We start from the raw sequence: 23,283 nt of genomic DNA on the forward strand, positions 1-23,283 counted from the left end.
CTCTATGAAGAAAATTAAAACATCGTTCTTATTCAGCTGCTTTATCTTCCGCAGGAGCGGCAGTTTCTTCAGCCGGTGTAGCTTCAGCGGCAGGAGCAGTGGTTTCTGCTTTCTTAGCGCTTCTGCTACGACGTGTTTTCTTCGCGGGCTCATCGGCTTTAGCGGTCGCTTTACCGTAAACCTCGTTGAAGTCAACCAGTTCGATCAGTGCCAGTTCAGCATTGTCACCCACCCTTTTACCGAGTTTCAGGATCCTGGTGTAACCACCGGGACGTGCAGCCACTTTAGGCGCCACCACTGTGAACAGTTCTTTCACGGCCTCTTTGTTTTGCAGGTAGCTGAAAACAACGCGGCTCTGGTGCATGATCTGCTCTTTGCTGGCGTTCTTGGTGGACTTGGTGATCAGGGGCTCCACATAAGTGCGCAGCGCCTTGGCTTTGGCCAAAGTGGTAACGATCTTTTTGTGGTTGATCAGTTCGATAGAAAGGTTGCTGAGCAACGCTTCGCGGTGGGCTTTCTTACGACCCAGGTTGTTGATTTTATCGCCGTGGCGCATGACATTTGAGTTTAATTCCGCCGCACCGTGTCAAGGAGTTGCAGCGTACTGATTATAAAAAGAAATTATTCGTCGTCCAGTTTCAGCTTGCTGAGGTCCATACCGAAGTGGAGTCCACGTTCGCCAAGTACCTGTTCGATTTCGCTGAGGGATTTTTGACCGAAGTTGCGGAACTTCATCAGGTCTTCCTGCTCGTACTGTACGAGTTCGCTAAGGGAGTTGATCTTCGCAGCTTTCAGGCAATTGAAGGCACGTACGCTCAGGTCGAGGTCTTCCAGCGGCGTTTTCAGGATTTTACGCAGTTGCAGCGTTTGCTCATCAACCAGGTCTTCCTTCTTCTCTTCCTTGTTGTCGAAAGTGATATTCTCATCGGTGATGATCATCAGGTGCTGGATGAGGATGCGGGAAGCTTGTTTCACGGCTTCTTCGGGGTGGATGGTACCATCGGTGGTAACGTCCATCACCAGTTTTTCGAAGTCGGTGCGTTGTTCAACCCGGGTATTTTCGATCGCGTACTTCACGTTTTTGATGGGCGTGAAGATAGAGTCGATGGGAACATATCCGAATGGAGCGTCTTTCACTTTATTGTCTTCAGCGGGAACATAACCGCGGCCTTTACCGATGGTCAGTTCGATATCGATTTTAGCTGAAGGATCCATAGTGCATATCAGCAGCTCGGGGTTCATCACCTGAAAGCTCTGGGTACCTTCGCCAATCATGGCGGCGGTGAATTCAGATTTTCCTTTGATGGTGAGCATGATCTTTTCCGAAGCAACTTCGCCGTCGATGGTTTTCTTGAAGCGAACCTGTTTCAGGTTCAGGATGATCTCGGTCACATCTTCAGTTACGCCTTTGATCGTGGCAAACTCATGTTCAGCCCCTTCAATCCTGATACCTACAATGGCATAACCCTCCAAAGAACTCAGCAATACCCTGCGCAGGGCGTTTCCGATGGTAACACCATATCCGGGTTCCAGCGGACGGAATTCAAATTGTGCTTCAAAATCAGTTGCTTTTTGAAGAACGATTTTGTCGGGTTTCTGGAAATTTAAAATGGCCATATTTAAAATTTCGGTTTTACTTTCTTACACAAACGGAAATCCCGGAACTGAATTCCGGGATCCGTTATGGATTATTTAGAGTACAATTCTACGATCAGTTGTTCCTTGATGTTCTCAGGAACGCTCTCTCTTTCGGGATATGCCACGAAAGTTCCCTGCATTTCAGTCTCGTTCCAGTCGATCCAACTGAACTTCTGGTTCTTACCGCGGATCACGCTGGTTACAGCGGTATTGGCGGCAGATTTTTCTTTCAGTCCGATGATATCACCTGGCTTCAGTTGATAAGAAGGAACGTTTACCACGTCACCGTTTACGGTAATGTGTTTGTGCGACACCAGCTGACGGGCAGCGGGGCGGGAAGGAGCGATACCGAGGCGGAACACGGTATTGTCGAGACGTGCTTCGAGCAGTTTGATCAGGTTTTCACCTGTAACACCTTTCCTACGGGCAGCTTCTTCAAAAGTTCTGCGGAATTGTTTTTCCAGTACACCGTAAGTGTATTTGGCTTTTTGCTTTTCACGGAGCTGAAGGGCGTATTCACCCAAGCTCTTTCTCTTACGGGCAGCACCGTGCTGACCGGGAGGGTTGCTGTTTTTGTTCAGCCATTTGCCATTGCCCAGGATGGGCTCACCAAAGATTCTGGAGATTTTGGTCTTGGGACCAGTGTAACGTGCCATAATGTTTAATGCTTTCGATTTTTTTATGAATCAGGTACGTGATCAGTGAAAAATCGTAAAAAATAAATCACGTGCCTAAAATGAAAATTTTGAATTCTGAATTTTGGATGCTGAATGAAGGGTAGTCCAACGGTTCAACATCCAAAATTTAAAATCCAAAATTCAAAATATAGTTAAACCCTTCTCTTTTTGGGAGGACGGCAGCCGTTGTGCGGCAGCGGGGTTACGTCTTTGATCATAGTTACTTCAATACCGGAGTTGGCGAGTGCGCGGATAGCGCCTTCACGACCTGAACCGGGACCTTTCACGTACACGTCGCATCTTTTCATGCCTGCTTCCAGTGCTACTTTAGCGGCGTCCTGTGCAGCCATCTGAGCGGCGTAAGGTGTATTTTTCTTGGATCCGCGGAAGCCCATTTTACCGGCGCTTGACCAGGAGATCACCTGCCCTGTTTTGTTGGTAAGGCTGATGATGATGTTATTGAAGCTGGCGGAGATATGTGCATCACCGTAAGCATCCACCTTTACAATTCTTTTCTTCGTTGAGGCTTTGGCTGCGTTGCCTTTGCCACCTTGTGCTTTTGCCATAGTTGTTTTAAACGAGGTATTCTTTAACAATAAAGTTCAGCTTATCCCTCCCCGCAGAAGAATACGGATCCGGGAATCAGCGCATCACGCCGCGGCGCGATTACTTCTTAGGAGCCTTCTTCTTACCTGCAACGGTTTTACGTTTACCTTTGCGGGTACGGCTGTTGGTTTTGGTACGCTGACCACGAACAGGGAGACCTTTTCTGTGGCGCAGACCGCGGTAGCATGCGATGTCAAGCAAACGCTTGATGTTCATCTGCACTTCACTGCGAAGCTGGCCTTCCACCTTGAACTCACCATTGATGATATTACGGATGGCAGCCTGTTCTTCATCGTTCCACTCATTTACTTTCTTGTCGAAGCTGATACCAGCTTTGTTGAGAATGTACTGAGCAGTAGAACGGCCTATTCCGTAGATATAGGTAAGCCCAATCTCGCCCCTTTTGTTCTTCGGTAAGTCGATACCTGAAATACGAGCCATGTTGCTATTTTGATTTTTAAATGTTAACTGCGCTTGCGCTTATCCCTGGCGTTGCTTATAACGGGGATTCTTTTTGTTGATCACGTACAGCCTACCTTTTCTCTTCACGATCTTGCAATCTGTACTTCTTTTCTTGATAGAAGCTCTGACTTTCATGATGAATGTTTATAATTATTTATGTTCCAATTACTTATACCTGAAAATGATCCTTCCCCTGCTCAAATCATAAGGGCTCATCTCCACACCCACCTTATCGCCCGGAAGAATTCTGATATAGTGCATCCGCATTTTCCCGGAGATGGTGGCCAGTATCTCATGACCATTTTCCAATTTCACCTTGAACATTGCGTTCGACAATGCTTCTAATATTATCCCGTCTTGCTTTATAAGTGCTTGTTTCGCCATACAGATTTTGGGAGCGCAAAGATAGCATTATTACCCCGAATCTGAAAAAATATAATAATTTTTTTTCAGAGCCTGTGGATAACACCTGCTTTTTCGCTGCTCAGGGCGCAAATCTACATCAAAATCAATTGGGATGCAACTCAACTTTGGTCATGGCCAGGTAGTAGTTCTGGAGCTCATGCACGTAAATTGAGCGGTTGATGTGCCGCCTGTCTTCCCGGTACCAGATGTCCATTCCCATAAAACTGCCTGCCTGCGGTATCCAGAGGCGGAACGGACCTTTCAGGTATTTCACCGAACCATCGGTCTGAAACTGAGCCTCAAACCCCAGAGTCAGCAGTTGTTCGTGATTCAGCGGAATGGGATGTACATCTTCCGCAGGGTACCAGAATTCCTGCACATCCGTTTTTACCTGTACCAGTTTATCATCCTTCTGTACCCCGGTTACCTCTCCTCTCCATTCTCTTCCTTCAAAACTGGCAATTACATAATCTCCTGCTTTTAAGTCGTGAACGTTGATCATATGGCAAATTTTAATGGAATATACCATTTTTTTCTATTCCGCCCAACTCATTACATAGCCTTGATTTTCAATATCCAATGCGGCTTTTGTGAGTTGAAGCGGGTGAAAAGTATCGATCATTACGGCCAGTTCCTTTGTTTCTTTAGCTCCAATGCTTTTCTCCACGGCTCCGGGGTGTGGTCCGTGCGGAATTCCGGCGGGATGCAGGGTAATCATCCCCCTGGTCACATGTTTCCTGCTCATAAAATCGCCATCTACATAATAAAGCACCTCGTCGCTGTCTATATTACTATGGTTATAAGGAGCCGGGATGGCATCCGGATGGTAATCATAAAGCCGGGGAACGAAAGAGCAGATCACAAAGTTGTGCGCCTCAAAGGTCTGATGTACGGGAGGTGGCTGGTGCACCCTTCCGGTGATGGGTTCAAAATCGTGGATGGAGAATGCAAATGGGTAGCAACAACCATCCCACCCCACCACATCAAAAGGATGCGTGCCGTAATGCAGTCCGTACATCATTCCTTTTTTCTTTGCCCGCACCAGGAAATCACCAACTTCATCGTGTGTGGCCAGGCGATGCGGAGGACGAATATCACGTTCGCAGAAAGGTGAATGCTCCAGCAATTGCCCGAACTTGCTCATATACCTTTTAGGATACCGTACCGGACTGAACGATTCCACGATCAGTAAACGGTTCTCTTCGGAGGCAAAGTGCAACTGATAAATGGTGCCCCGCGGGATCACCAGGTAATCGCCATAACCGAAGTCGATTTCACCGTACATGGTTTTCAATACGCCTTTGCCTTCGTGCACGAAAATCACTTCATCCGCATCGGCATTCTTATAGAAATAGGTCTCCATACTTTTCCTGGGTGCAGCCAGTACAATATGGCAATCATTGTTGACGAGCACGGGTATTCTGCTTTCCAGGAAATCATCGGCCGGTGGCACCTTAAATCCCTCAAAACTACGGTGGCTCAGCATTTTCTCCTCTGCAATTTCAGGCGCCACGCTGTATTGCGGTTCTGTACGCACGATCTGCGTGGGCGGATGGCAATGGTACAATAAAGAATAATCGTTAGAGAAGCCCTCCGTAGAGAAGAGTTGTTCTGAATATAATTGTCCGTTTGGTTTACGGAATTGTGTATGGCGTTTATGTGGGATGGTTCCCATTTTATGATAATGCGGCATGATTAGAAGTTTTACCTGTAAGGAAAATAATGAAAGAAGCAGCATGAAGATGACTACCGCGAGATAGCTTCCAGCGACACGAGCAGGAAGTAGTACTTCCAGACCCGTTTATCGATCCAATAGGTAAAATTGCGGTGAAGTGGCATGGCATTTTTCGTTGGTGTGAAGATAGGGAAAAACACGGTACCCGGTGCCACCGCTATAGCGGTGGCACCGGGTACCGTGTTTTTCTGAGGGGGTATTCCGTTAAAAATACACCTCTTCTTATTGGCTCATTCCTGTATTCGCATGTCGTGGACCGAAAATGTATACACATCCATTCAAAGAATTCTCCCGAAAATCACTCATGCTGCCTGTATTGTATCACCTGATAACGCCGCAGAAAATCACCTGGCGACAGCGCGGAAAACAACGTCGGTGGCACCGGTTTCCTCCCAACCGCCTTTTCTTACCCAAAATACCTTTTGTTCCATCCATTTTCGTCCCCGTACAAACACCCACCATCTCCATTCGCAAATCACGCACGCACCCCATGTTTTTCCCAACATTCAAATCATGTACATTGCAACCCTAAAATTCACAGTTGAAAAAAATAGGCATCATTTCCGATACACACCACTGGCTGGATGAACAGGTCGGAAAATATTTCAGCGACCGCGATGAAATATGGCACGGAGGCGATTTCGGCAATATTGAAGTGGCGAAAGAACTGGAAAAGATGGCGCCGCTGCGCGGCGTCTACGGCAATATAGACGGTTACGATATACGTAGTGTTTACCCCGAGTTAAATGTTTTTACCTGCGAAGGCGTGAAAGTAATGATGACCCATATCGCAGGACACCCACAACGTTATGCGCCGGGCATCAAAGAACTGCTGGCATTGCACCGCCCGCAACTGATGATATGCGGACACTCCCATATCCTTAAGATCATGTACGACCAGAAATTTCAATGCCTCCATGTAAATCCGGGAGCTGCCGGTAAGCAGGGCTGGCAAAAAGTACGCACCATCGTGCGGTTAACCATCGATGGGAAAGAAATGAAAGATTGCCAGGTGATAGAACTCGGTAAAAGAGGATAAAAAGACGGCCATGACCGGAAATTTCCCGCCATGGCCGTCTACACTTAACAAAGAAACATTTATGCTTCGGAAGGTTCAGACTTCTTACTGGAAGACTGCTCTTTCAGTGTAAAAAATATCTTGCCTTCTTCCTTATTCAAATCTGCGATCAACACATCTCCCTGCTTGATCTTCATGGTCAGAATCTCCTCCGCGAGCGGATCTTCCAGGTGCTTCTGCAGCGACCTGTGCAGCGGACGCGCACCAAATTGCTGATCGTAGCCCTTCTCTGCGATGAAATCCTTCGCTTCTGGTGTAATTTCCAGTGAGAAGCCCAGGTTCTGCAGGCGTTTCAACACGCCTTTCATCAGGATATCGATGATCTCAAAGATATGCTCTTTGTTGAGCTGGTTGAAGATCATGATGTCGTCGATCCTGTTGAGGAACTCGGGAGAAAAGGTTCTCTTCAGTGCTTTTTCGATAACGGCCTTGTTGTTTTCTTCCTGGTTCTGTACACGGGAAGCGGTGGCGAATCCTACCCCATCTCCGAACTCTTTCAACTGGCGCACACCAATGTTGGAGGTCATGATGATGAGCGTATTCTTGAAATCCACTTTCCTTCCGAGGCCGTCTGTAAGCTGACCATCGTCCAGTACCTGGAGCAGGATATTATAAATGTCCGGGTGCGCTTTTTCAATTTCATCCAGCAGGATCACGGAGTATGGCTTGCGGCGCACTTTTTCGGTGAGCTGACCACCTTCTTCGTATCCCACATATCCCGGAGGCGCACCAATCAATCGGCTTACCGTGAACTTCTCCATGTATTCACTCATATCAATGCGGATGAGTGAATCTTCGGAATCGAACATGTGGCGTGCGAGGGCACGGGCCAGCTCGGTTTTACCTACACCCGTAGGGCCGAGAAATATAAAGGTGCCGATGGGCTTCTTGGGATCTTTCAAGCCTACCCTGTTCCTTTGAATAGCTTTTACCACTTTTGAAATGGCTTCGTCCTGGCCAACCACCATGCCTTTGAGGTCCTGCCCCATCTTGCGGAGCTTCTCGCTCTCGGCTTCCACCATGCGTTTTACGGGGATGCCGGTCATCATGCTCACCACTTCGGCGATGGCTTCTTCATCAATGGGATAGCGTTTGTGTTTGCTTTCTTCTTCCCACTGGTGCTTGGCTTTTTCCAGCTCTTCGCCCAGACGCTTCTCCGTATCGCGCAGGGCGGCGGCTTCTTCAAAACGCTGGCTTTTCACCACTTTATTTTTTTCCTGCTTAATGTCTTCGATCTGTTTTTCCAGTTCGAGGATATTTTGCGGAACGTTGATGTTTTTCAGGTGCACGCGCGCGCCCACTTCATCCATCACATCGATGGCCTTATCAGGCAGGAGGCGGTCGGTCATGTAACGATCACTCAGTTTCACGCAGGCATCAATCGCGTCATCCGAATAACTTACGTTGTGGTAGTCTTCGTATTTGGATTTGATGTTGTTGAGAATCTGAATGGTTTCATCAATAGATGGCGGATCTACCATTACTTTCTGAAACCGGCGGTCGAGTGCGCCATCCTTCTCAATATACATGCGGTATTCATCCAGCGTGGAGGCGCCAATGCATTGCAGTTCTCCCCTCGCCAGTGCAGGCTTGAAGATGTTGGAGGCATCAAGTGAACCACTCGCGCCACCTGCGCCAACAATGGTGTGTATTTCATCGATGAACAGGATCACGTCGCGGTTCTTTTCCAGTTCGTTCATGATCGCTTTCATGCGTTCCTCGAACTGTCCGCGGTACTTGGTTCCCGCCACCAGCGCGGCAAGATCAAGGGATATCACTCTTTTATCGAAGAGTACGCGGGATACTTTTCTTTGTACGATACGAAGCGCGAGGCCTTCTACGATGGCGGTTTTACCCACACCGGGTTCACCGATCAGGATAGGGTTGTTCTTTTTTCTCCTGGAGAGAATCTGCGAAACCCTTTCTATTTCTTCTTCCCTTCCAACAATGGGATCGAGGGACCCCATTTCGGCCATCCGGGTAATATCGCGGCCAAAATTGTCCAGAACCGGGGTTTTGCTTTTGGCGCTGCCGGATTGTTTTGCTCTTTGTTGTGCATATTTTTTTTCTTCGTCGAAATCATCTTCGTTCTCGTCGGCATATTCGGAGCGGGGCTCATTGGAGCGCACTACGCCGAGTTCATTTCTGAAAAGATCGTAGTCCACATCGAACTGATTCAAGATTTGTGTGGCGATGTTCTCTTTGTTTTTAAGAATGGAAAGCATGAGGTGTTCCGTTTCCACAGTAGCGCTCTTCAGCGCTTTGGCTTCAAGCACCGTAACACGGATCACCTTCTCGGCCTGCTTGGTGAGCGGCAGACTGTTGATGTTGGCGATATTTTTACCCGTTTTATCTTTTACGGCCATTTCCACTTCCTTCCTGAGTTCATACAGGTCCACGTTGAAGTTCTTGAGTATTTTGATGGCGGTATTTTCACCTTCTCTTATCAATCCTAATAAAAGATGTTCCGTACCGATAAAATCATTCCCCAAACGCAACGCTTCTTCCCTGCTGAACGAAATAATCTCCTTAACCTGGGATGAAAAATTGTTGTCCATTTTCGTTGAATTACGGTGTGTTACAATAATAACAAATATTTTTGGATTCTGTTGTGCTGCATTGCTGCGGCATTTGCACCTAAAATATTGCTGTATATGCTGTTCAAACTTGAAGCCAAAGAGAAATTCAATGTGATTATACCGGATGGCCCCGATTTATCTGCCTCTTTGACAGAAGCGATAGAGCCTGAAATAGTTGCGTTGCTGGAAAATGAAGTAAGGAACGTAGTACTGTCTTTAAAAAATGTTACAACATCGGAACCGGGCGTTGCCGACATATTGGCCCGTGTACAAAGCGCGTTCTATGCCAATGAGTCGTCTTTTGTGGTTTGCGAAATGGCCGATGGAGTAAAGAAAGCGTTGGAGGAAGCTGAACTTTACGATGCCCTTAACATTGTTCCCACCGAAAGCGAGGCCTGGGATATGGTCCAGATGGAAGAAATAGAACGGGAATTAATGCGGGAGGATCCAGAATAAAATGCAGCATCGGGCGTTTAAATTTGTCTAGCTAATTAAATCAACTTCATGTTCGGCGTAACCATCCTGGGAAATAATTCTGCACTGCCCGCATTCGACAGGCATCCTACCGCCCAGGTGGTAACCCTTGGCGATCAGCAGTTTATGGTTGATTGCGGGGAAGGAACCCAGATGCAGATGGCGCGTTACAAAATCAGGCACAGCCGCATTTCAAGAATATTTATCTCCCACCTCCATGGAGATCATTATTTCGGCCTGATCGGCCTGCTCACCAGCATGGGACTTTTGAGCCGCGAACAGCCATTGCACCTCCATGCGCCGCCGGGATTGATCGATATTATCCAGCTACAACTGAAAGTAGCGGACACGGTTCTTCCTTACGAACTTATCTTCCACCCCCTTTCCGAGGAAGGAACGATTGTACTGGAAGAAAAACTAAGCGTATCCTGCTTCCGTGTTTTCCACCGGATCGAATGCTGGGGATTTGTATTCAGGGAAAGAAAGAACCCACGGAAGATAGACCGGGATAAAGCCGTGGCCTACGGTGTTCCCGCAGCTTTTTACGACCGGCTGAAGAAGGGGGAGGATTATACGAATAAGAAAGGGGAACAAATTCTCAACGAATGGGTCACGGTTCCCAACCGGGCGCCACTGAGTTATGCCTATTGTGCCGATACCGTGTATAAACCGGCTTTGTGCGCGCACCTCCAACACGTGAACCTGCTCTACCACGAGACCACTTACCTTGCAGATCTGGAAGAACGCGCCATGTCGAGGTTCCACAGCACCACCCACCAGGCCGCGGCCATGGCATTGGAAGCGGGTGTACACCGCCTGCTGATTGGGCACTTCAGCTCCAAATACGATAAACTGGATGCTTTCCTCGAAGAGACCCAAAGCATCTTCCCCGCTACCGAACTGGCTTTGGAAGGTTGTACCTTCCTTGTTGGGGCAGCATCTCCATTCAGCAACAACGCCGCTTTCGAAAAAGAACAAAACTCCGGGGTCACCACTTCCTGATTTCACTCAACCGTTTGCGTAGCATACCCGATGTTTTCCAGTGAAGGAATCCTGTAATTTCATGCCTTCAACTCATGTGCATGAAAAAGAAACTGATTGCCGCAGCCCTGCTGCTCGCCACCCTGAACACCAATGCCCAGCAAAAAACAAATGCCGCCGACATCAAAGAGAAAATGCAGTGGTTCGCCGATGCCAAACTCGGTATCTTCATTCATGCGGGCATCTATTCGGTGAAAGGGGTATCTGAATCCTGGTCGTTCCACAACGGCAACATCTCCCATAAAGATTATATGGACCAGTTGAAAGGGTTCACCAATAAAAATTATGATCCCGCAGCCTGGGCCGACCTGATCGCGCGTTCCGGCGCAAGGTATGCCGTAATCACCACCAAACATCACGATGGCGTAGCGATGTACGATACAAAACTGAACAACCTCAGCATTGTGAAAGCCACGCCGGCAAAGAAAGATATGATCTCCCCCCTCTTCTCCGAACTAAGGAAGCGAAGCATCAAAGCCGGCGCATATTACTCCCTGATAGACTGGACACATTCCGATTACCCTGGTTTCCTCAAAGACAGTTCCCGCTATAAAGTAGAAAACGATTACAACAGGTGGCAACGTTTCAGACAATTCTTTCAGGCACAGATACAGGAAATCAATCAGCTTTTCAACCCCGACCTCTGGTGGTTCGATGGCGACTGGGAACATTCCGCAGAAGAATGGGAATCTGCCAAAGTAAGGCACCTCATTCTCTCCAAAAATCCCAACGCAATCATCAACGGAAGACTTCAGGGTTATGGCGACTATGAAACGCCTGAGCAGAATTTCCCCGTTTCCCGACCGGAATTCAACTGGTGGGAACTGTGTATGACCACCAACAACAACTGGGGTTACCGGCCCACAGATACTGCGTGGAAAACACCGTACGAGATCATCACCATATTCATGGATGCCGTTTCCAATGGAGGAAACCTTTTACTCGATATTGGCCCGAAGGCAGATGGCACCATCCCTTCCGAACAAATTCATCTGCTCGAAGAACTGGGTAAATGGAACGCCAAACATGGTTCAGCCATATTCAACACACTCCCGGGTTTGCCGCAGGGACATTTCTATGGTCCGAGTACCATCTCCAAAGACTCTTCAACAATGTATCTCTTTCTTCCCGCAGGTGCCCGCAATCAGGTTATGATAAAAGGATTGAAAAACAAGATCGAAAGCATTAAAGTGATGGGGAGCAATACACCACTTTCACATAAGGTGGTAGGTAAGATATCCTGGAGTCCCGTTCCCGGACTGGTTTATATCCCCGTTCCTGAAAATGTGCAGGATGAATATGTTACCGTGCTGGAAGTAAAACTGGATGGGAAGTTGAGCTTGTATGCGGGGAAAGGAGGATTGAACTAGCAAGCAGCATTGAACGAGAAAGCCCCGCCTTATTAAGCGGGGCTTTTTTATTTGCAGCAGATAGCGCTTAACTTAACCTGCCAACATAATCTTTCATTTTCTCATACAATCCTTCGCTTAAAGGGACCACGGGCAAACGAACTTCATTCTCTATTAGTCCCAGAATCTGCATTGCGGCTTTCACTCCCGCAGGATTATTTTCCGCGAACAACAACTCATATCCTTCGATCAACTGGTCGTTAAGTTTTTTCGCGTTAGCGAAATCGCCGTTCAAACAAGCGTTCACCATACTTGTGAACTGCTTTGGGAACGAATTGGCGGCCACGCTGATCACGCCTTCCATACCACAGGCTACCTGGGGCAGCACCAGCGCGTCGTCGCCACTTACCACGAGGAAATTTTCAGGCTTATCGCGCAGGATCTGCATGCACTGCGCCATATCACCACTGGCTTCTTTGATGCCCGCTATATTGGCCACATCGTGTGCAAGGCGCAAGGTAGTCTTCGCTTCCAGGTTACGTCCTGTTCTGCCGGGCACATTGTACAGCAATATGGGCGCGGGCGTATTCGCGGCGATAGCCTTGTAATGCTGGAACAATCCCTCCTGGGAAGGTTTATTGTAATAAGGGCTCGCGCTAAGGATGGCGGCCGCCTTATCGCAGGGCAGGTACGCCATTTCTTTTATCACTTCGGCGGTATTGTTTCCACCGGCCCCTACTACAACGGGCACGCGGCTGTTTACCTTTTCGAAAGTGAATACAGCGATATCCTTTTTTTCTTCCTTCGATAGCGTAGGTGTTTCACCGGTAGTGCCCAGCGTAACCACATACTGCACTCCACCATCTATAACGAAATCGATTACGCGTTCCAAGGCGTTAAAATCAATGGAACCTGCTGCATCGAATGGCGTGACAAGGGCCACACCCGTACCCCTCAGCGTAGTTTGTAAAGACATTTTATTCAGTTGGTATAATTAAAGCTAAACCTATACTTCTTCCCAGAAACCCATCTTGCTGAACTTTTCAATCCGGTCCTCGATGCGTTTTTCGGGTGCAATTTGCTTTAATTCTTTCAAAACTGGAAGCAGGTAATTCTTTAATTTTTCCGCGGCCGCGTCGTAATCCCAGTGGGCGCCACCATCGGGTTCGGGAACCACGCCATCTATCAGGCCGAATTCCTTCATTTTATCGGAGGTCAGCTTCAGTTCTTCGGCGGCTTTTTCCTTGTGGTCCCAGCTTCTCCAGAGGATAGAGCTACAGGATTCGGGAGAAATAACCGTGTACCACGTATTTTCCATCATGAACACCTTATCACCCACTCCGATGCCCAAAGCACCACCAGAAGCGCCTTCGCCTATGATCACGCAGATCACGGGCACTTTCAGGCGGATCATTTCATAGATGTTCCGGGCAATAGCTTCTCCTTGCCCGCGCTCTTCGGCTTCCAATCCGGGATAAGCGCCGGGCGTATCAATCAGGGTGATCACCGGCTTATTGAATTTTTCGGCCAGGCGCATCAGGCGCAAAGCCTTGCGGTATCCTTCGGGGTTGGCCATCCCGAAATTGCGGAGTTGCCGCATTTTGGTGTTGATCCCTTTTTGCTGGCCGATGAACATCACGGTTTCTCCACCGAAATCAGCGAAACCTCCTACCATGGCTTTATCGTCCTTTACATTCCTATCGCCATGAAGCTCCACGAAATTGGTGGTCATCTTCTGGATGTATTTGAGCGTGTAGGGCCTGTCGGGGTGCCTGCTCAACTGTACTCTTTGCCAGGAGGAAAGGTTGGAGGTGATCTCTTTTCTTTTCTCTTCTATCTTATTTTCAAGGTCGTTTATAGAAGTGCTGAGGTCCGTTTTAGATTTCTCGGCAGTTTCTTTCAGTTGCTTGATCTGATCGGCGAGGTCCTTGATGGGCCTTTCGAAATCGAGGAACTGACGGTTCTGTAATTCAGGCATGAGCAGATTTTGAGGTGTAAAAATACAGGCAGAAATTTTTTTGAAAAAAGTTTTGTTTTGAAAAACAATTTCCCGTTATCTTTGCAATCCCAAAACGGAACAACCAGTTGTTTTGTAGCGGTAAGGATCGGTAGTTCAGTCGGTTAGAATGCCGCCCTGTCACGGCGGAGGTCGCGGGTTCGAGTCCCGTCCGGTCCGCGAAAAGCGTCTCAAGCGAGGCGCTTTTTTTGTGTCCTAATTATTTTCTACCCTCCTATCAGCAACTCCGTTGGTGCATACCCAAACTGCTTTTTGAACGCATAAGAAAAATGCGAAAGGTTCTCGAACCCTACTTCATAACACACATCAATCGGCTTTTTCTTTTTTTCGACGAACTGGTAATGCGCCAGGTCCAGTCGTTTTTTGGTAAGCCATCGTTGCGGTGTGGTGGAAAACGTTTTCCTGAAATCTCTTTTAAAAGTGGTGAGGCTCCGGCCGGTGAGGTAACCAAATTTCTCCAACGGCATGTTGAACATGAAGTTCTTTTCCATGTAATCCGCCAGGTCTATTTTTCCTGGTTCCTCAAAATTAGCGAGTACACTATCTATACCGGGGTCGATTGAACGTAATATGGTAACGGCTTCCGTTAGTTTTAACTGCGCGATGCCTTTCGGCAGGTCGTTCATCTCAAAATACGGGATCAACGACGACAGGCAACTTTCCAGCAACGGATGACCGGCATAATGGCGTATCCGCTGCACATCGGTTGTGGCCGGCTTCACCTCCAACCCGGCATAGAAGTTCCGGAGCCATTCCGTAGTCAGGTGCATGACCACTGTTTTATGGGCAAGCCCGTCCTTCGGGTAATTGATGATGGTGGCCAGTTGGTTCCGGGGTATCAGGAAAATATCTCCTTTTTTAAACATATACGATCCTTCAGAACGAACGATCTTTGTTTCCCCCGAAATAAACCAGATCAGCATGTGCTGCTCGAACATGATATCCGATTTGAAGAACTTGTCCTGGTAGCAGGACAACTTAATGTCTTCGGTAATGTACTTAGCCTGGTATTCCATATTGTGACCATATTTTCATAACAGCTTCAAATGTAGAGAAACTGCCGTCATTAAATTTATTTGTACAGGAGCACGCACGCTGAACTTCAGCAAAAAGGAGTACTGGCCGGCTCGAGGTATTCGAAAAGAAAGTAGGTAAAGCAGAGGCTTCTCAAGCCGCTGTAAAGTTCGCATAGTTTATTGGAGCGTTCCACCTGCAGGAAATCTTTGACCATCACCTGTTTTGAAGCTGCCATCAATTCATCGGTGATCAGCAGATAGGAACGGCCGGGAACATTGTTCTTCAACAGGCGGTGTGCTTCCACCACTACTTCTCCATATATTTTGTGGAACCTTCCGATTGAGTACGCCGCGATCGCCCCATAGTGAGCGATCGCTTTCAGGTGAAGATTCAGTTTAAGATTGAAACGAATCTGAAGCGCTTCCACTTTTTCATCAAAAGCGGTCTTCATTGTTTCGAACTGATCGTATAGTTCCTCTGCCGTGGGGATTGATTTCCATTTGAAGAAAAAGATCGCATCCCCTTCAATTTCCGCGATCTTCATCTTCAGGGTATTGTGCTGAACAAGGGAGGAAAGCAATTCCTGCGTAATGATTCTTCCGGTTACAAGATCAGTATTGCGCACCAGTTCTGTAAATCCGCTGATATCGGGAATGAACACCAGTCCTTTCCTGGGGTGCTCCTGGTTGCCGAACACCATCCGGAGTCCGCTTTTTATGGCTGAAATTTTCATTCTACAAGTTTTAACTGACCATGAATTGAATACCGGTCATCTCTTCTGTAAATGACCAAAGTCGCTGCGCGCTGTTTTCATCCAACGCATAGGGTTGTACGCCGCTTTCATGCAGCTTCGCTTTTGTGCCGGGATCCCCAACCAACAACTCGGCGATATCGCCATCTTCACAATAAACCCCTCCGGTATTGCTGAGTTGCGAACTGGTAGCGGCCCAAACAGTGGTTGCGGCTCCCTGCGGGATGGTCTTCAGCGAAGCGAGTACTTCCGGACGTATATTGCCCGCTTCATCCAGGAAGCCCATCTGCTGAAACAACTCAGGTGGCGCCTCCCTTGCCAGTTCCGTTCCTGCAATAGAGCCGGGATGCACAGAATAAGCTCTTACATTGTAGGCTTTCGCACGGTTATCCAGTTCCAGCGCGAAGAGGTTGCTGGCAGTTTTGGATTGCCCGTAAGCCTGGAGTGTTTCGTAAGAACGGTGTTCAAAATTCGGGTCATCAAAATGGAAAGGAGACAGGTGGTGTCCCAATGAGGAAACGTTGACTACTCTCGCCCCGTTCGCCTGTTTGAGTGCGGGCCAGAGCCGGGCGGTAAGATGGAACTGTCCGATGTAATTGGTAGCCAGTTGAGACTCAAAGCCACGTGAATCTTTGCGAAACGGCACCCACATGATACCCGCGTTGTTGATCATGATATGCAATGGCCGTTTAGAAGAAAGGAATCGCTGCGCAAATGCATCTATAGATGCCGGATCCATGATATCCATCGCTTCGATTTCAACATTTGCGACGCCTTCCAGGTTTCTTTCCGCTTTTTCCACGTCTCTTGCCGGTACGATCACGGTGGCGCCTGCGGCGGCAAGCGTTTTGGTGGTTTCCAGTCCGATGCCCGCGTTGCCGCCTGTTACGATGGCAATTATACCATAGAGGCTGATGCCCTGGATCACTTCCGCTGCGGTGGTGAATTGGTTAAACCCTGTGTGTAATGGTTGTTGAAGCGCGCCCTGGTAGTTGTTCTGTATCATTTTTAATTTGTTTTGTTGATACAAAAGTAGGGTGCATGTTTTCAGACGACTTTGTTCAAAAGTCCGAATTTGCTTTGTTTAAAAGACCATTCTAAAACTCAGTTTTTACGTTTTACAGCTTCTGTTACTTCAAAAGGCTTGTACGGGCTAAGGTTGAAAGTGACGTTCCCGTTGGAATCGTTGCTCTTATCTCCCGCTACTTCAGCCGTAAGCGTGTACTTAGCAGATGGATCATAGCTGTCTGTTTTTAAGGAATAGAAGAACATATTCTTTTTGAATGGAATCCCCCGGAACTTATCGGCCAGCGCTTCATGCGGATCAGTGGACACAACAACCCCGTCTTTCAATAACCTTACATGCTTTACTTTCAGAAATGAACTTCCCTCCGTAAAAAAGAACCCGACCTGCACGCGACCATTCGCATATACGTTCGCCGTTACATCCCATTCCAGGGTCTTGAACGTAGTACTGATCTGCGCTGGTCGCCAATTGCCTACGATATACCCTCCTTCTTTAAAGTAGTCCACTTTCAGCGCGTCCAGACGCGGGTAGTGAAAATAAAGTCGCTCCTTAAAATTGCTGAAGTCTTTTTGTGATGGCATACTCCACGCGGTTTCGGCCAGGGCCAGCAGGCGCGGGAAGTTCTGCACATTAATATCCTTCACTTCCTGGGGAACAGCGGGCCACATGTTCGCCTGAACACCCAGTACGTATTGCTGTTCGTGGTTGTTTAATCCTTTATGCGGGTCATAAGCGTACACATCTTCAAGGCGGTTAGGACCGGAATAATTGAGGTCGGCCATGGTTCCATCGTGACGGGAATGCTGCTGGATATCGAAGTACATCGGACCCGTGGGTGTGGCCACCGCATAAAAGCCGTGTTGCGCCGCCTTCTTCACCGCGCCCTCACCCAGCCAGGCCATAATGGCCGTGGAGTTGGGCAGGTGCTCCACATCGGCGAGGATATCGTTCCAGCCAATGGGTTGCTTTCCCTTTTTCACAATGATCTCGCTTACACGCTGCACGAAATAACTTTGCAACTCTTCCACCCGTTTCATATTCCTCGCTTTCATAAAAGCCTGCACATGTGGTTCGTTCTCCCAAAGCCGGTGCACCACTTCATCACCGCCAAAATGAATGTATTTTGAAGGAAAGAGCGCCGCCACTTCTGAAAACACATCATCCAGGAAAGTATATACTGCTTCCTTAGTGGGATCCAGCGGATTGGGCGTGAACTGGAAACCCCAGTAACTCCAGGAATCCATGAACGGGATTACATAGTCCGGATCACGCTTTTTGTTCACCCCAAGTTCGGGATAGTTAATGATGATGGGCCAGCAATGCCCCGGCACATCTATTTCAGGAACGATCGTAATGTTGCGTTCCGCGGCGTAGGCGATCAGTTCTTTAAGTTGCGCCTGCGTATAATAACCACTTCTTTCAGACGGCTGCCCATGCTTTGCGGGGAATACCGTTGCTTTTTCTGAAGTAAGCGCCGGGTGCTTTTTGATTTCAATCCGCCAGCCCTGATCGTCGGTAAGGTGGAAATGAAGCGTATTCAATTTGTACAGCGCCATTACATCGAGGTACTTCTTCATCACTTCCATGCCATAAAATGTGCGGCTCACATCCTGCATGTATCCCCGCCATCCAAAGCGGGGCGCATCTTTGATGTACAAAGCCGGAAGCTTAATACCCGGCAATTTTGTTCCATTCTCCTTTTCAACGGCAGGCGGCAGCAATTGCCGGAGAGATTGTACCGCATAGAATATGCCTTCCCTGGTTCGCGCAATGGCAGTTACTTTTTCAGGGGTTATCTGAAGTGTGTACGCCCCTTTAACGGTATCAGGAAAATCTTTCGAAACAATAAGGTGAATGGTATTTTTTGATGCCTTAGCTTTCCGTTGAATGGAAAGCTTCATTCCCGCACCGCGCTTAAGCATATCCGTGAATAGAGATGCGACCGGAACAGCTTCGGGAGAAGAAATAATTTTTGTTGTTGGACCGAGTTGAAAGAACCCTTTATCCTGAACTATGGACAAGGGTTTTGGAATGATATGCACTGAAACCTCCTGTGCATATAACCCTGTACAAGATAAAAGAATAACACTGAAAAAGAGGATACGTTGTACCATACTGCCGTAGATCAAAAAAATCAGATAATGCACTAATTTATGCAATGGCGGCAGTGATAAAACACGCAATGGTTTGCGTGAAATTTCCGTATCAGACCAGGCTCATCTGCGTGGCGATCCTCACCAGCAGGGCGGTATTCTTTGCCCCGAGTTTCGCGAGCAAACTTTTTCTGTGCGTATCCACCGTGGTAACGCCAATAAACAACCGTTCGGCGATCTCACTGTTGGTAAGCCCTTCCGCGATGAGCGACAGCACTTCTTTTTCCCGGCGGGTGAGTACGGGCACACCAGGATCTGGCGCGGCCCGCAGGGCGCGTGCCGCTTCGTGGCTGAAATATGTTTTTCCTTTGGCCACACACTGAATGGCCTCCAGCAGTTCTTCCCGGGAAACATTCTTCAGCACGTATCCACTGGCGCCATGCTCCATCATTTTCTGGATGAAACTGGGTTGGTTGAACGTGCTCAGTCCAAGAATGAATACGGAGGGGTATTGCTTTTTAACGGCGGCGCATAACTCTATGCCGCTTTTATCGGCCAGATTAATATCCATAAGAACCACATCCGGAAGGTGTTGCTGCAGGAAAGACATACAGGACCCGGGAGAAGTGGCATGGCCAACAAGTTCTATGGCCGGCTCATGCTGCAGCAAAGTGCGGATGCCTTCTATCACCATGTAATGGTCGTCTACTATGAATACTTTTGTTGTCATGCAATAGGAATTTCAATCAGCACTGAAGTTCCTTTACCGGGTTCAGACTGCACATCAAGTTTTCCCTTCAGGTAATCGACACGGCTCGCGATGTTGCTCCAGCCGATGCCGCGCGCAGCGCGGATGATCCCCGTATCAAATCCTTTCCCATCGTCTTCCACAGTAACGGATATGCCTTCATTGTTGCGCACCACCTGCACCAGGGCTTTTGTGGCGGCGGCGTGTTTCAGCACATTCCCCACCAGTTCCTGCACGATGCGGTATACCGCGATGGACGTATTGGAATCTACTTCCGCCTGCTCCAGTCCGATGGACTGGTATTGCAACGCAATACTTCCCGACTGGTTGATGTCTGCACAAAAATCTTTCAGCGCCGCATCCAGGCCGAATTTCACCAATGCTTCAGGCATCAGGTTGTGGGCCACGCGCCGCATTTCGTTGATAGAACTGTCCAGCATATCTATGCCGCGTTCAAATGCCTGCATATTTTCAGGCGTCATCACAAGGTTCCCTTTCATGGTATTGAATGAATATTTTATGCCGGACAACATTCCTCCCAGGCCATCGTGAAGGTCCTTTGCCAGGCGGGTTCTTTCTTTTTCTTCCCCTTTTAACACCGCTTCCGTAGCAGCGAGTTGTTTTTCGGTCTGCAGTTCATTGATGCGCTTCTGCTGCAACGCCTGTTTGTGGCGGTAGTTCCTGTAAAGCAGCAGGATGATGAGCATTAGCGCCAGGGCGCTCCCCAGCAATATATAATTGAGCGTATTCTTCTGCCGCATACGGAGTAACTGGATCTGCTTTTCGGCTTCCAGTTGTACGATCCTGCTCTCTTTCTTTTCGGTCTCGTACTTTTTCTCCAGGTCCGAAGACTGTTGTGAAAGCACTTCCTGCACCATCTTTTCAAGCTCTACTATCATTTCATCATCGTAATCCATGCCCTGATCCAGCCTCCCTTCAGCATAAGCAATATGGGTAAGGAGCCTGAGGGAAGAAATGCCTTCGAACCTGAAATTGTATTTTCTGCTGGAATCGAGCGCCATCTGCGCGTACTTTTTTGCTTCCGCAAAGTTGCCGGTCTGAAGTTCAACGATACCCAATCCCCGGATCACACCGGTTTCACTTTCCTTCATACCAACAGCCTTAAACAGGGGCCAGCTCTTTTCCAGGTAAAATTTCACCCGGGGATAATCTTTTTTCTCCAGGGCAATGCCACCCAGGTTCTGGTAAACAGTGGACTGAATCCTGATGTCCTGCTCTTCCATACCAATCTGCAAAGCATCCTTCAAAGCGTTCGTCGCTTCATCTAAACGTTTCAGCGAAACATAGTTCATGCTCAGGTTGATGAGTGCGGTGGCCTGCATGGTCCTGAACCCGTTCTTTTTTGCCGCGGCCAGCGCTTTTTTACCGTATTCTTCCGCCTTATCGTATTGTGCACGACGGTAATAAAGTATCTGCAAGGCATCGTCCAGTTGCACTAATAAATAAGGGGTAGCCTTTCGCTCCACAATGGGCCTGCCTTTCAGACAATATTCGATCGCTTTTTCGAATTGCCCGTTATCACGATAGCTTACGCCGATATTAAAGAGAGAAATTCCGATATTAAGTGAATCCTTCATTTTTTCCGACACTTTCAACGCCGCGTTCTGGTAATGCAAGGCCGAATCGAAATTGCCCTGGATGAGGAAGGTATTGGCATAGTAGGTATTAAAAAGATAAATACCGTGGTCATACTTTAGTTTTTCGCTGAGTTCCCGGGCCATCACCAGGTACTTCCTTCCATTGGCAGGATCACTTCCTTCGTAGGTTTCTCCCAAACGGATGAGGTGAATCACTTTCGATGTATCTTCTTTCAGCTTTGGTAGCGCTTTCAACATACTATCTGTTTTTACATTCTGTCCCAACAAACAGAAATGCAGCAGATAACCAACAATGCTCAGCAGAATTTTTCGCATACAGAAATTTAAAGAAAAAAGGATGCACTACAAATAACGTGTTTTCCGGAGCAATAACGTCTCCCCTTTTTCCATGATTTAAAAGCAGCAGAAATCCTGTTTTTGGGGGATAGGAACGGGCGGTGGGCGAAGGTACTTTTACCGCAATAAATCAAACAACCATGAAACGATCTTTCCTCTTCGGCGCGCTCCTGTTTTCCGGGTTCCTTACGGCAGAAGCAAGGAGCTGGCGCATCAACAATAACGCGGGCGTGAACGCCGACTTCACCACTTTCAACGCGGCGGTGAACGCAGCCGGCGTTCAGGACGGCGATACAATTTACCTTGAACCCAGTGCTATTGAATATACCACCGGAAGTATCTCTGTAACGAAAAGACTTACCGTAATTGCCGCCGGTTATTTACTTGATCCTTCCAACGGCACTTATCCGGGTAATCCTGGTTTACAACTGCACACCTACGATACACGCCTTGCTTTCTTTCGTTTGGCCAGCGCCGCGAGTGGTAGTAAGTTCTTAGGCGTTACCATCGCCGGTTCAGTGTATATGAACGGGGCCAGCAATATTGCTTTTGAAAGATGTCTTTTCGGCGGTGGACTTTATTTTGAAAACGGCACCAACAACAATACAACGGTGAGGAAATGCTACCTGAACGGTGCGGCCATCAGTTCCAGCCTGAGTGCCACCATCACCGGCTTCGTATGTGAGAACAGCATCTTCAACTCGAACGCACACATCAATTTACCGAACCTCACTGGCACAGACAATATTGTAAGGAATAACAGTATCGCTAACGCGTCTAATTCCTTCACACTGGTAAATACTTATTTCGTGAACAATATCGTGGGCACTTTTTCCCAGAACTCGCTCACCAACTGTACCATCAAAAACAATTTCTTTCAGGTGAACCAAACCTTGCCCGGCACCGCTACCAATAACCAGGTGAGCGCGAACATGGGAGATATTTATACCGCCACCGGCAGCTTCGATGGAAGGTTTACATTGAAAGCCGCCTCTCCGGCTATTGGCGCGGGCCTTACCGTAGGGAGCGTGGCAAGTCCGGATTGCGGGGCGTTCGGCGGAACGGATCCTTACAAGCTTTCGGGCATTCCGAATATTCCGACTATTTATCAGTTGACGGTGCCGGTGTCAATTCCTTCGGGGAGTGCGACAATGAATATTACTTTCAGTGCGAGGAATAACAACTAGGTAACCCCCAATTGCGAGGAACGAAGCAATCCCACCTCGCAACCCCTGCACACAAAAATGCGGTTCTTCATGACGCTCTTTATATGATATTTCCCACGCAACCGCTTTGTGCTTCCTGCTTCGTCCCTCGCAGTTCGTCCCTCGCAGAGGCGAGTAGGTTATTTTTTTCACGCAACTGCTTTGTGCTTCGCACTTCGCAGCGCAAGGGAGCTAAGACGCAAAGCGTTGAGTAGTTGGCGGGAGGTTGATCTGAAGAAGGTTTTTTTTCACGCAACGGCGCAACGACGCGGGGCGTTAAAAAGTTGGTGAGCACTTTTTTTGCCAGGTAGGATTGGCAGGAATATTTTAGGCAGCATGCTTTTTTGCATGACAATCTTTTCTCGCGGAAGCGCACCACTTCCTTCATCGCAGGCGCAACGATTAAGGTATTGCCAGGTTCTTCAC

General features: G+C 48.1%; 24 protein-coding genes and 1 tRNA gene. 6 read left to right on the forward strand and 19 right to left on the reverse strand.

Annotation, left to right across the window (positions count from 1 at the left end; genetic code table 11):
- Positions 1-28: 28 nt before the first annotated feature.
- From rplQ to M4J38_RS02070, 9 genes are all read right to left on the reverse strand, one after another.
- Entirely contained in the window at positions 29-556 is a 528-nt protein-coding gene (rplQ, locus tag M4J38_RS02030; RefSeq protein WP_251757855.1) for a 50S ribosomal protein L17, read from the reverse strand.
- Positions 557-621: 65 nt separating this feature from the next.
- Positions 622-1,617, reverse strand: coding sequence for a DNA-directed RNA polymerase subunit alpha (locus M4J38_RS02035; protein WP_251757856.1), 996 nt, complete (start codon positions 1,615-1,617; stop codon positions 622-624).
- 71 nt (positions 1,618-1,688) lie between these two features.
- Positions 1,689-2,294, reverse strand: coding sequence for a 30S ribosomal protein S4 (gene rpsD, locus M4J38_RS02040; protein WP_251757857.1), 606 nt, complete (start codon positions 2,292-2,294; stop codon positions 1,689-1,691).
- A 173-nt stretch (positions 2,295-2,467) separates the two neighbouring features.
- The gene (rpsK, locus tag M4J38_RS02045; protein WP_251757858.1) at positions 2,468-2,881 is read right to left on the reverse strand and encodes a 30S ribosomal protein S11; all 414 of its coding nucleotides are present in this window, start codon (positions 2,879-2,881) and stop codon (positions 2,468-2,470) included.
- A 100-nt stretch (positions 2,882-2,981) separates the two neighbouring features.
- Positions 2,982-3,362: a 30S ribosomal protein S13 gene (gene rpsM, locus M4J38_RS02050; RefSeq protein ID WP_251757859.1), complete on the reverse strand. Its 381-nt coding sequence runs from the start codon at positions 3,360-3,362 to the stop codon at positions 2,982-2,984.
- Between the two features lie 39 nt (positions 3,363-3,401).
- Entirely contained in the window at positions 3,402-3,518 is a 117-nt protein-coding gene (gene ykgO, locus M4J38_RS02055) for a type B 50S ribosomal protein L36 (protein WP_251757860.1), read from the reverse strand.
- Positions 3,519-3,548: 30 nt separating this feature from the next.
- Complete coding sequence (gene infA / locus M4J38_RS02060) at positions 3,549-3,767, reverse strand: translation initiation factor IF-1 (RefSeq protein ID WP_217793501.1); 219 nt, start codon at positions 3,765-3,767, stop codon at positions 3,549-3,551.
- A 124-nt stretch (positions 3,768-3,891) separates the two neighbouring features.
- Entirely contained in the window at positions 3,892-4,290 is a 399-nt protein-coding gene (locus M4J38_RS02065) for a hypothetical protein (protein WP_251757861.1), read from the reverse strand.
- Positions 4,291-4,323: 33 nt separating this feature from the next.
- The gene (locus M4J38_RS02070; RefSeq protein WP_251757862.1) at positions 4,324-5,481 is read right to left on the reverse strand and encodes a homogentisate 1,2-dioxygenase; all 1,158 of its coding nucleotides are present in this window, start codon (positions 5,479-5,481) and stop codon (positions 4,324-4,326) included.
- A 583-nt stretch (positions 5,482-6,064) separates the two neighbouring features.
- On the opposite strand from M4J38_RS02070, the gene M4J38_RS02075 reads away from it, so the two are divergent.
- Complete coding sequence (locus M4J38_RS02075) at positions 6,065-6,562, forward strand: metallophosphoesterase (protein WP_251757863.1); 498 nt, start codon at positions 6,065-6,067, stop codon at positions 6,560-6,562.
- A 59-nt stretch (positions 6,563-6,621) separates the two neighbouring features.
- Here the strand turns inward: M4J38_RS02075 and M4J38_RS02080 are convergent, their stop codons facing one another.
- Positions 6,622-9,159 carry an ATP-dependent Clp protease ATP-binding subunit gene (locus tag M4J38_RS02080; protein ID WP_251757864.1) on the reverse strand — a complete coding sequence of 846 codons (2,538 nt, stop codon included), beginning with the start codon at positions 9,157-9,159 and terminating at the stop codon, positions 6,622-6,624.
- Between the two features lie 96 nt (positions 9,160-9,255).
- On the opposite strand from M4J38_RS02080, the gene M4J38_RS02085 reads away from it, so the two are divergent.
- The 3 genes from M4J38_RS02085 (at position 9,256) to M4J38_RS02095 (ending at position 12,065) form a co-directional block, all read left to right on the forward strand.
- A complete protein-coding gene (locus M4J38_RS02085; RefSeq protein ID WP_251757865.1) occupies positions 9,256-9,636 on the forward strand; it encodes an anti-anti-sigma factor in 381 nt (126 codons plus the stop codon).
- Between the two features lie 48 nt (positions 9,637-9,684).
- Positions 9,685-10,656: a ribonuclease Z gene (locus tag M4J38_RS02090; protein WP_251757866.1), complete on the forward strand. Its 972-nt coding sequence runs from the start codon at positions 9,685-9,687 to the stop codon at positions 10,654-10,656.
- Between the two features lie 80 nt (positions 10,657-10,736).
- Positions 10,737-12,065, forward strand: a complete 1,329-nt coding sequence (locus M4J38_RS02095; protein ID WP_251757867.1) for an alpha-L-fucosidase — start codon at positions 10,737-10,739, stop codon at positions 12,063-12,065.
- A gap of 67 nt (positions 12,066-12,132) precedes the next feature.
- Here M4J38_RS02095 and dapA read toward each other — a convergent pair whose 3' ends face one another.
- Positions 12,133-13,020: a 4-hydroxy-tetrahydrodipicolinate synthase gene (gene dapA / locus M4J38_RS02100; protein WP_251757868.1), complete on the reverse strand. Its 888-nt coding sequence runs from the start codon at positions 13,018-13,020 to the stop codon at positions 12,133-12,135.
- Between the two features lie 30 nt (positions 13,021-13,050).
- Positions 13,051-14,022: an acetyl-CoA carboxylase carboxyltransferase subunit alpha gene (locus tag M4J38_RS02105; protein WP_251757869.1), complete on the reverse strand. Its 972-nt coding sequence runs from the start codon at positions 14,020-14,022 to the stop codon at positions 13,051-13,053.
- 124 nt (positions 14,023-14,146) lie between these two features.
- Here M4J38_RS02105 and M4J38_RS02110 point away from each other — a divergent pair.
- Positions 14,147-14,220: transfer RNA gene (locus M4J38_RS02110), tRNA-Asp, on the forward strand.
- Positions 14,221-14,267: 47 nt separating this feature from the next.
- Here the strand turns inward: M4J38_RS02110 and M4J38_RS02115 are convergent.
- The 6 genes from M4J38_RS02115 to M4J38_RS02140 form a co-directional block, all read right to left on the reverse strand.
- Entirely contained in the window at positions 14,268-15,077 is an 810-nt protein-coding gene (locus tag M4J38_RS02115; protein WP_251757870.1) for an AraC family transcriptional regulator, read from the reverse strand.
- Between the two features lie 86 nt (positions 15,078-15,163).
- The gene (locus M4J38_RS02120) at positions 15,164-15,811 is read right to left on the reverse strand and encodes a DUF2652 domain-containing protein (RefSeq protein WP_251757871.1); all 648 of its coding nucleotides are present in this window, start codon (positions 15,809-15,811) and stop codon (positions 15,164-15,166) included.
- Positions 15,812-15,821: 10 nt separating this feature from the next.
- Entirely contained in the window at positions 15,822-16,835 is a 1,014-nt protein-coding gene (locus M4J38_RS02125; RefSeq protein ID WP_251757872.1) for an SDR family NAD(P)-dependent oxidoreductase, read from the reverse strand.
- Between the two features lie 98 nt (positions 16,836-16,933).
- Positions 16,934-18,970: a beta-N-acetylhexosaminidase gene (locus M4J38_RS02130; protein ID WP_256469187.1), complete on the reverse strand. Its 2,037-nt coding sequence runs from the start codon at positions 18,968-18,970 to the stop codon at positions 16,934-16,936.
- Positions 18,971-19,061: 91 nt separating this feature from the next.
- On the reverse strand, positions 19,062-19,679 hold the full coding sequence (locus tag M4J38_RS02135) for a response regulator transcription factor (RefSeq protein WP_251757874.1): 618 nt from the start codon (positions 19,677-19,679) through the stop codon (positions 19,062-19,064).
- Positions 19,676-21,631, reverse strand: a complete 1,956-nt coding sequence (locus tag M4J38_RS02140) for a sensor histidine kinase (protein WP_251757875.1) — start codon at positions 21,629-21,631, stop codon at positions 19,676-19,678. The genes M4J38_RS02135 and M4J38_RS02140 overlap by 4 nt, the downstream gene beginning before the upstream one ends.
- A gap of 161 nt (positions 21,632-21,792) precedes the next feature.
- Between M4J38_RS02140 and M4J38_RS02145 the strand changes: the two genes are divergently transcribed.
- Entirely contained in the window at positions 21,793-22,839 is a 1,047-nt protein-coding gene (locus M4J38_RS02145) for a hypothetical protein (RefSeq protein WP_251757876.1), read from the forward strand.
- A 79-nt stretch (positions 22,840-22,918) separates the two neighbouring features.
- On the opposite strand, the gene M4J38_RS02150 is transcribed toward M4J38_RS02145, so the two are convergent.
- Complete coding sequence (locus tag M4J38_RS02150; protein ID WP_251757877.1) at positions 22,919-23,245, reverse strand: hypothetical protein; 327 nt, start codon at positions 23,243-23,245, stop codon at positions 22,919-22,921.
- Positions 23,246-23,283 lie beyond the last annotated feature (38 nt).

Source organism: Parasegetibacter sp. NRK P23 (genome assembly GCF_023721715.1).
GTDB lineage: Bacteria > Bacteroidota > Bacteroidia > Chitinophagales > Chitinophagaceae > Parasegetibacter.

What these genes read in the sequence shown, in the direction of transcription:
- M4J38_RS02035 (WP_251757856.1), bottom strand. Translation starts at nt 1,617, where the DNA reads ATGGCCATTTTAAATTTCCAGAAACCCGACAAAATCGTTCTTCAAAAA.
- M4J38_RS02130 (WP_256469187.1), bottom strand. Translation starts at nt 18,970, where the DNA reads ATGGTACAACGTATCCTCTTTTTCAGTGTTATTCTTTTATCTTGTACA.
- M4J38_RS02120 (WP_251757871.1), bottom strand. Translation starts at nt 15,811, where the DNA reads ATGAAAATTTCAGCCATAAAAAGCGGACTCCGGATGGTGTTCGGCAAC.
- rplQ (WP_251757855.1), bottom strand. Translation starts at nt 556, where the DNA reads ATGCGCCACGGCGATAAAATCAACAACCTGGGTCGTAAGAAAGCCCAC.
- ykgO (WP_251757860.1), bottom strand. Translation starts at nt 3,518, where the DNA reads ATGAAAGTCAGAGCTTCTATCAAGAAAAGAAGTACAGATTGCAAGATC.
- rpsM (WP_251757859.1), bottom strand. Translation starts at nt 3,362, where the DNA reads ATGGCTCGTATTTCAGGTATCGACTTACCGAAGAACAAAAGGGGCGAG.
- rpsK (WP_251757858.1), bottom strand. Translation starts at nt 2,881, where the DNA reads ATGGCAAAAGCACAAGGTGGCAAAGGCAACGCAGCCAAAGCCTCAACG.
- dapA (WP_251757868.1), bottom strand. Translation starts at nt 13,020, where the DNA reads ATGTCTTTACAAACTACGCTGAGGGGTACGGGTGTGGCCCTTGTCACG.
- M4J38_RS02080 (WP_251757864.1), bottom strand. Translation starts at nt 9,159, where the DNA reads ATGGACAACAATTTTTCATCCCAGGTTAAGGAGATTATTTCGTTCAGC.
- infA (WP_217793501.1), bottom strand. Translation starts at nt 3,767, where the DNA reads ATGGCGAAACAAGCACTTATAAAGCAAGACGGGATAATATTAGAAGCA.
- M4J38_RS02135 (WP_251757874.1), bottom strand. Translation starts at nt 19,679, where the DNA reads ATGACAACAAAAGTATTCATAGTAGACGACCATTACATGGTGATAGAA.
- M4J38_RS02125 (WP_251757872.1), bottom strand. Translation starts at nt 16,835, where the DNA reads ATGATACAGAACAACTACCAGGGCGCGCTTCAACAACCATTACACACA.
- M4J38_RS02140 (WP_251757875.1), bottom strand. Translation starts at nt 21,631, where the DNA reads ATGCGAAAAATTCTGCTGAGCATTGTTGGTTATCTGCTGCATTTCTGT.
- M4J38_RS02090 (WP_251757866.1), top strand. Translation starts at nt 9,685, where the DNA reads ATGTTCGGCGTAACCATCCTGGGAAATAATTCTGCACTGCCCGCATTC.
- M4J38_RS02150 (WP_251757877.1), bottom strand. Translation starts at nt 23,245, where the DNA reads ATGAAGGAAGTGGTGCGCTTCCGCGAGAAAAGATTGTCATGCAAAAAA.
- M4J38_RS02085 (WP_251757865.1), top strand. Translation starts at nt 9,256, where the DNA reads ATGCTGTTCAAACTTGAAGCCAAAGAGAAATTCAATGTGATTATACCG.
- M4J38_RS02065 (WP_251757861.1), bottom strand. Translation starts at nt 4,290, where the DNA reads ATGATCAACGTTCACGACTTAAAAGCAGGAGATTATGTAATTGCCAGT.
- M4J38_RS02145 (WP_251757876.1), top strand. Translation starts at nt 21,793, where the DNA reads ATGAAACGATCTTTCCTCTTCGGCGCGCTCCTGTTTTCCGGGTTCCTT.
- rpsD (WP_251757857.1), bottom strand. Translation starts at nt 2,294, where the DNA reads ATGGCACGTTACACTGGTCCCAAGACCAAAATCTCCAGAATCTTTGGT.
- M4J38_RS02105 (WP_251757869.1), bottom strand. Translation starts at nt 14,022, where the DNA reads ATGCCTGAATTACAGAACCGTCAGTTCCTCGATTTCGAAAGGCCCATC.
- M4J38_RS02070 (WP_251757862.1), bottom strand. Translation starts at nt 5,481, where the DNA reads ATGCCGCATTATCATAAAATGGGAACCATCCCACATAAACGCCATACA.
- M4J38_RS02115 (WP_251757870.1), bottom strand. Translation starts at nt 15,077, where the DNA reads ATGGAATACCAGGCTAAGTACATTACCGAAGACATTAAGTTGTCCTGC.
- M4J38_RS02095 (WP_251757867.1), top strand. Translation starts at nt 10,737, where the DNA reads ATGAAAAAGAAACTGATTGCCGCAGCCCTGCTGCTCGCCACCCTGAAC.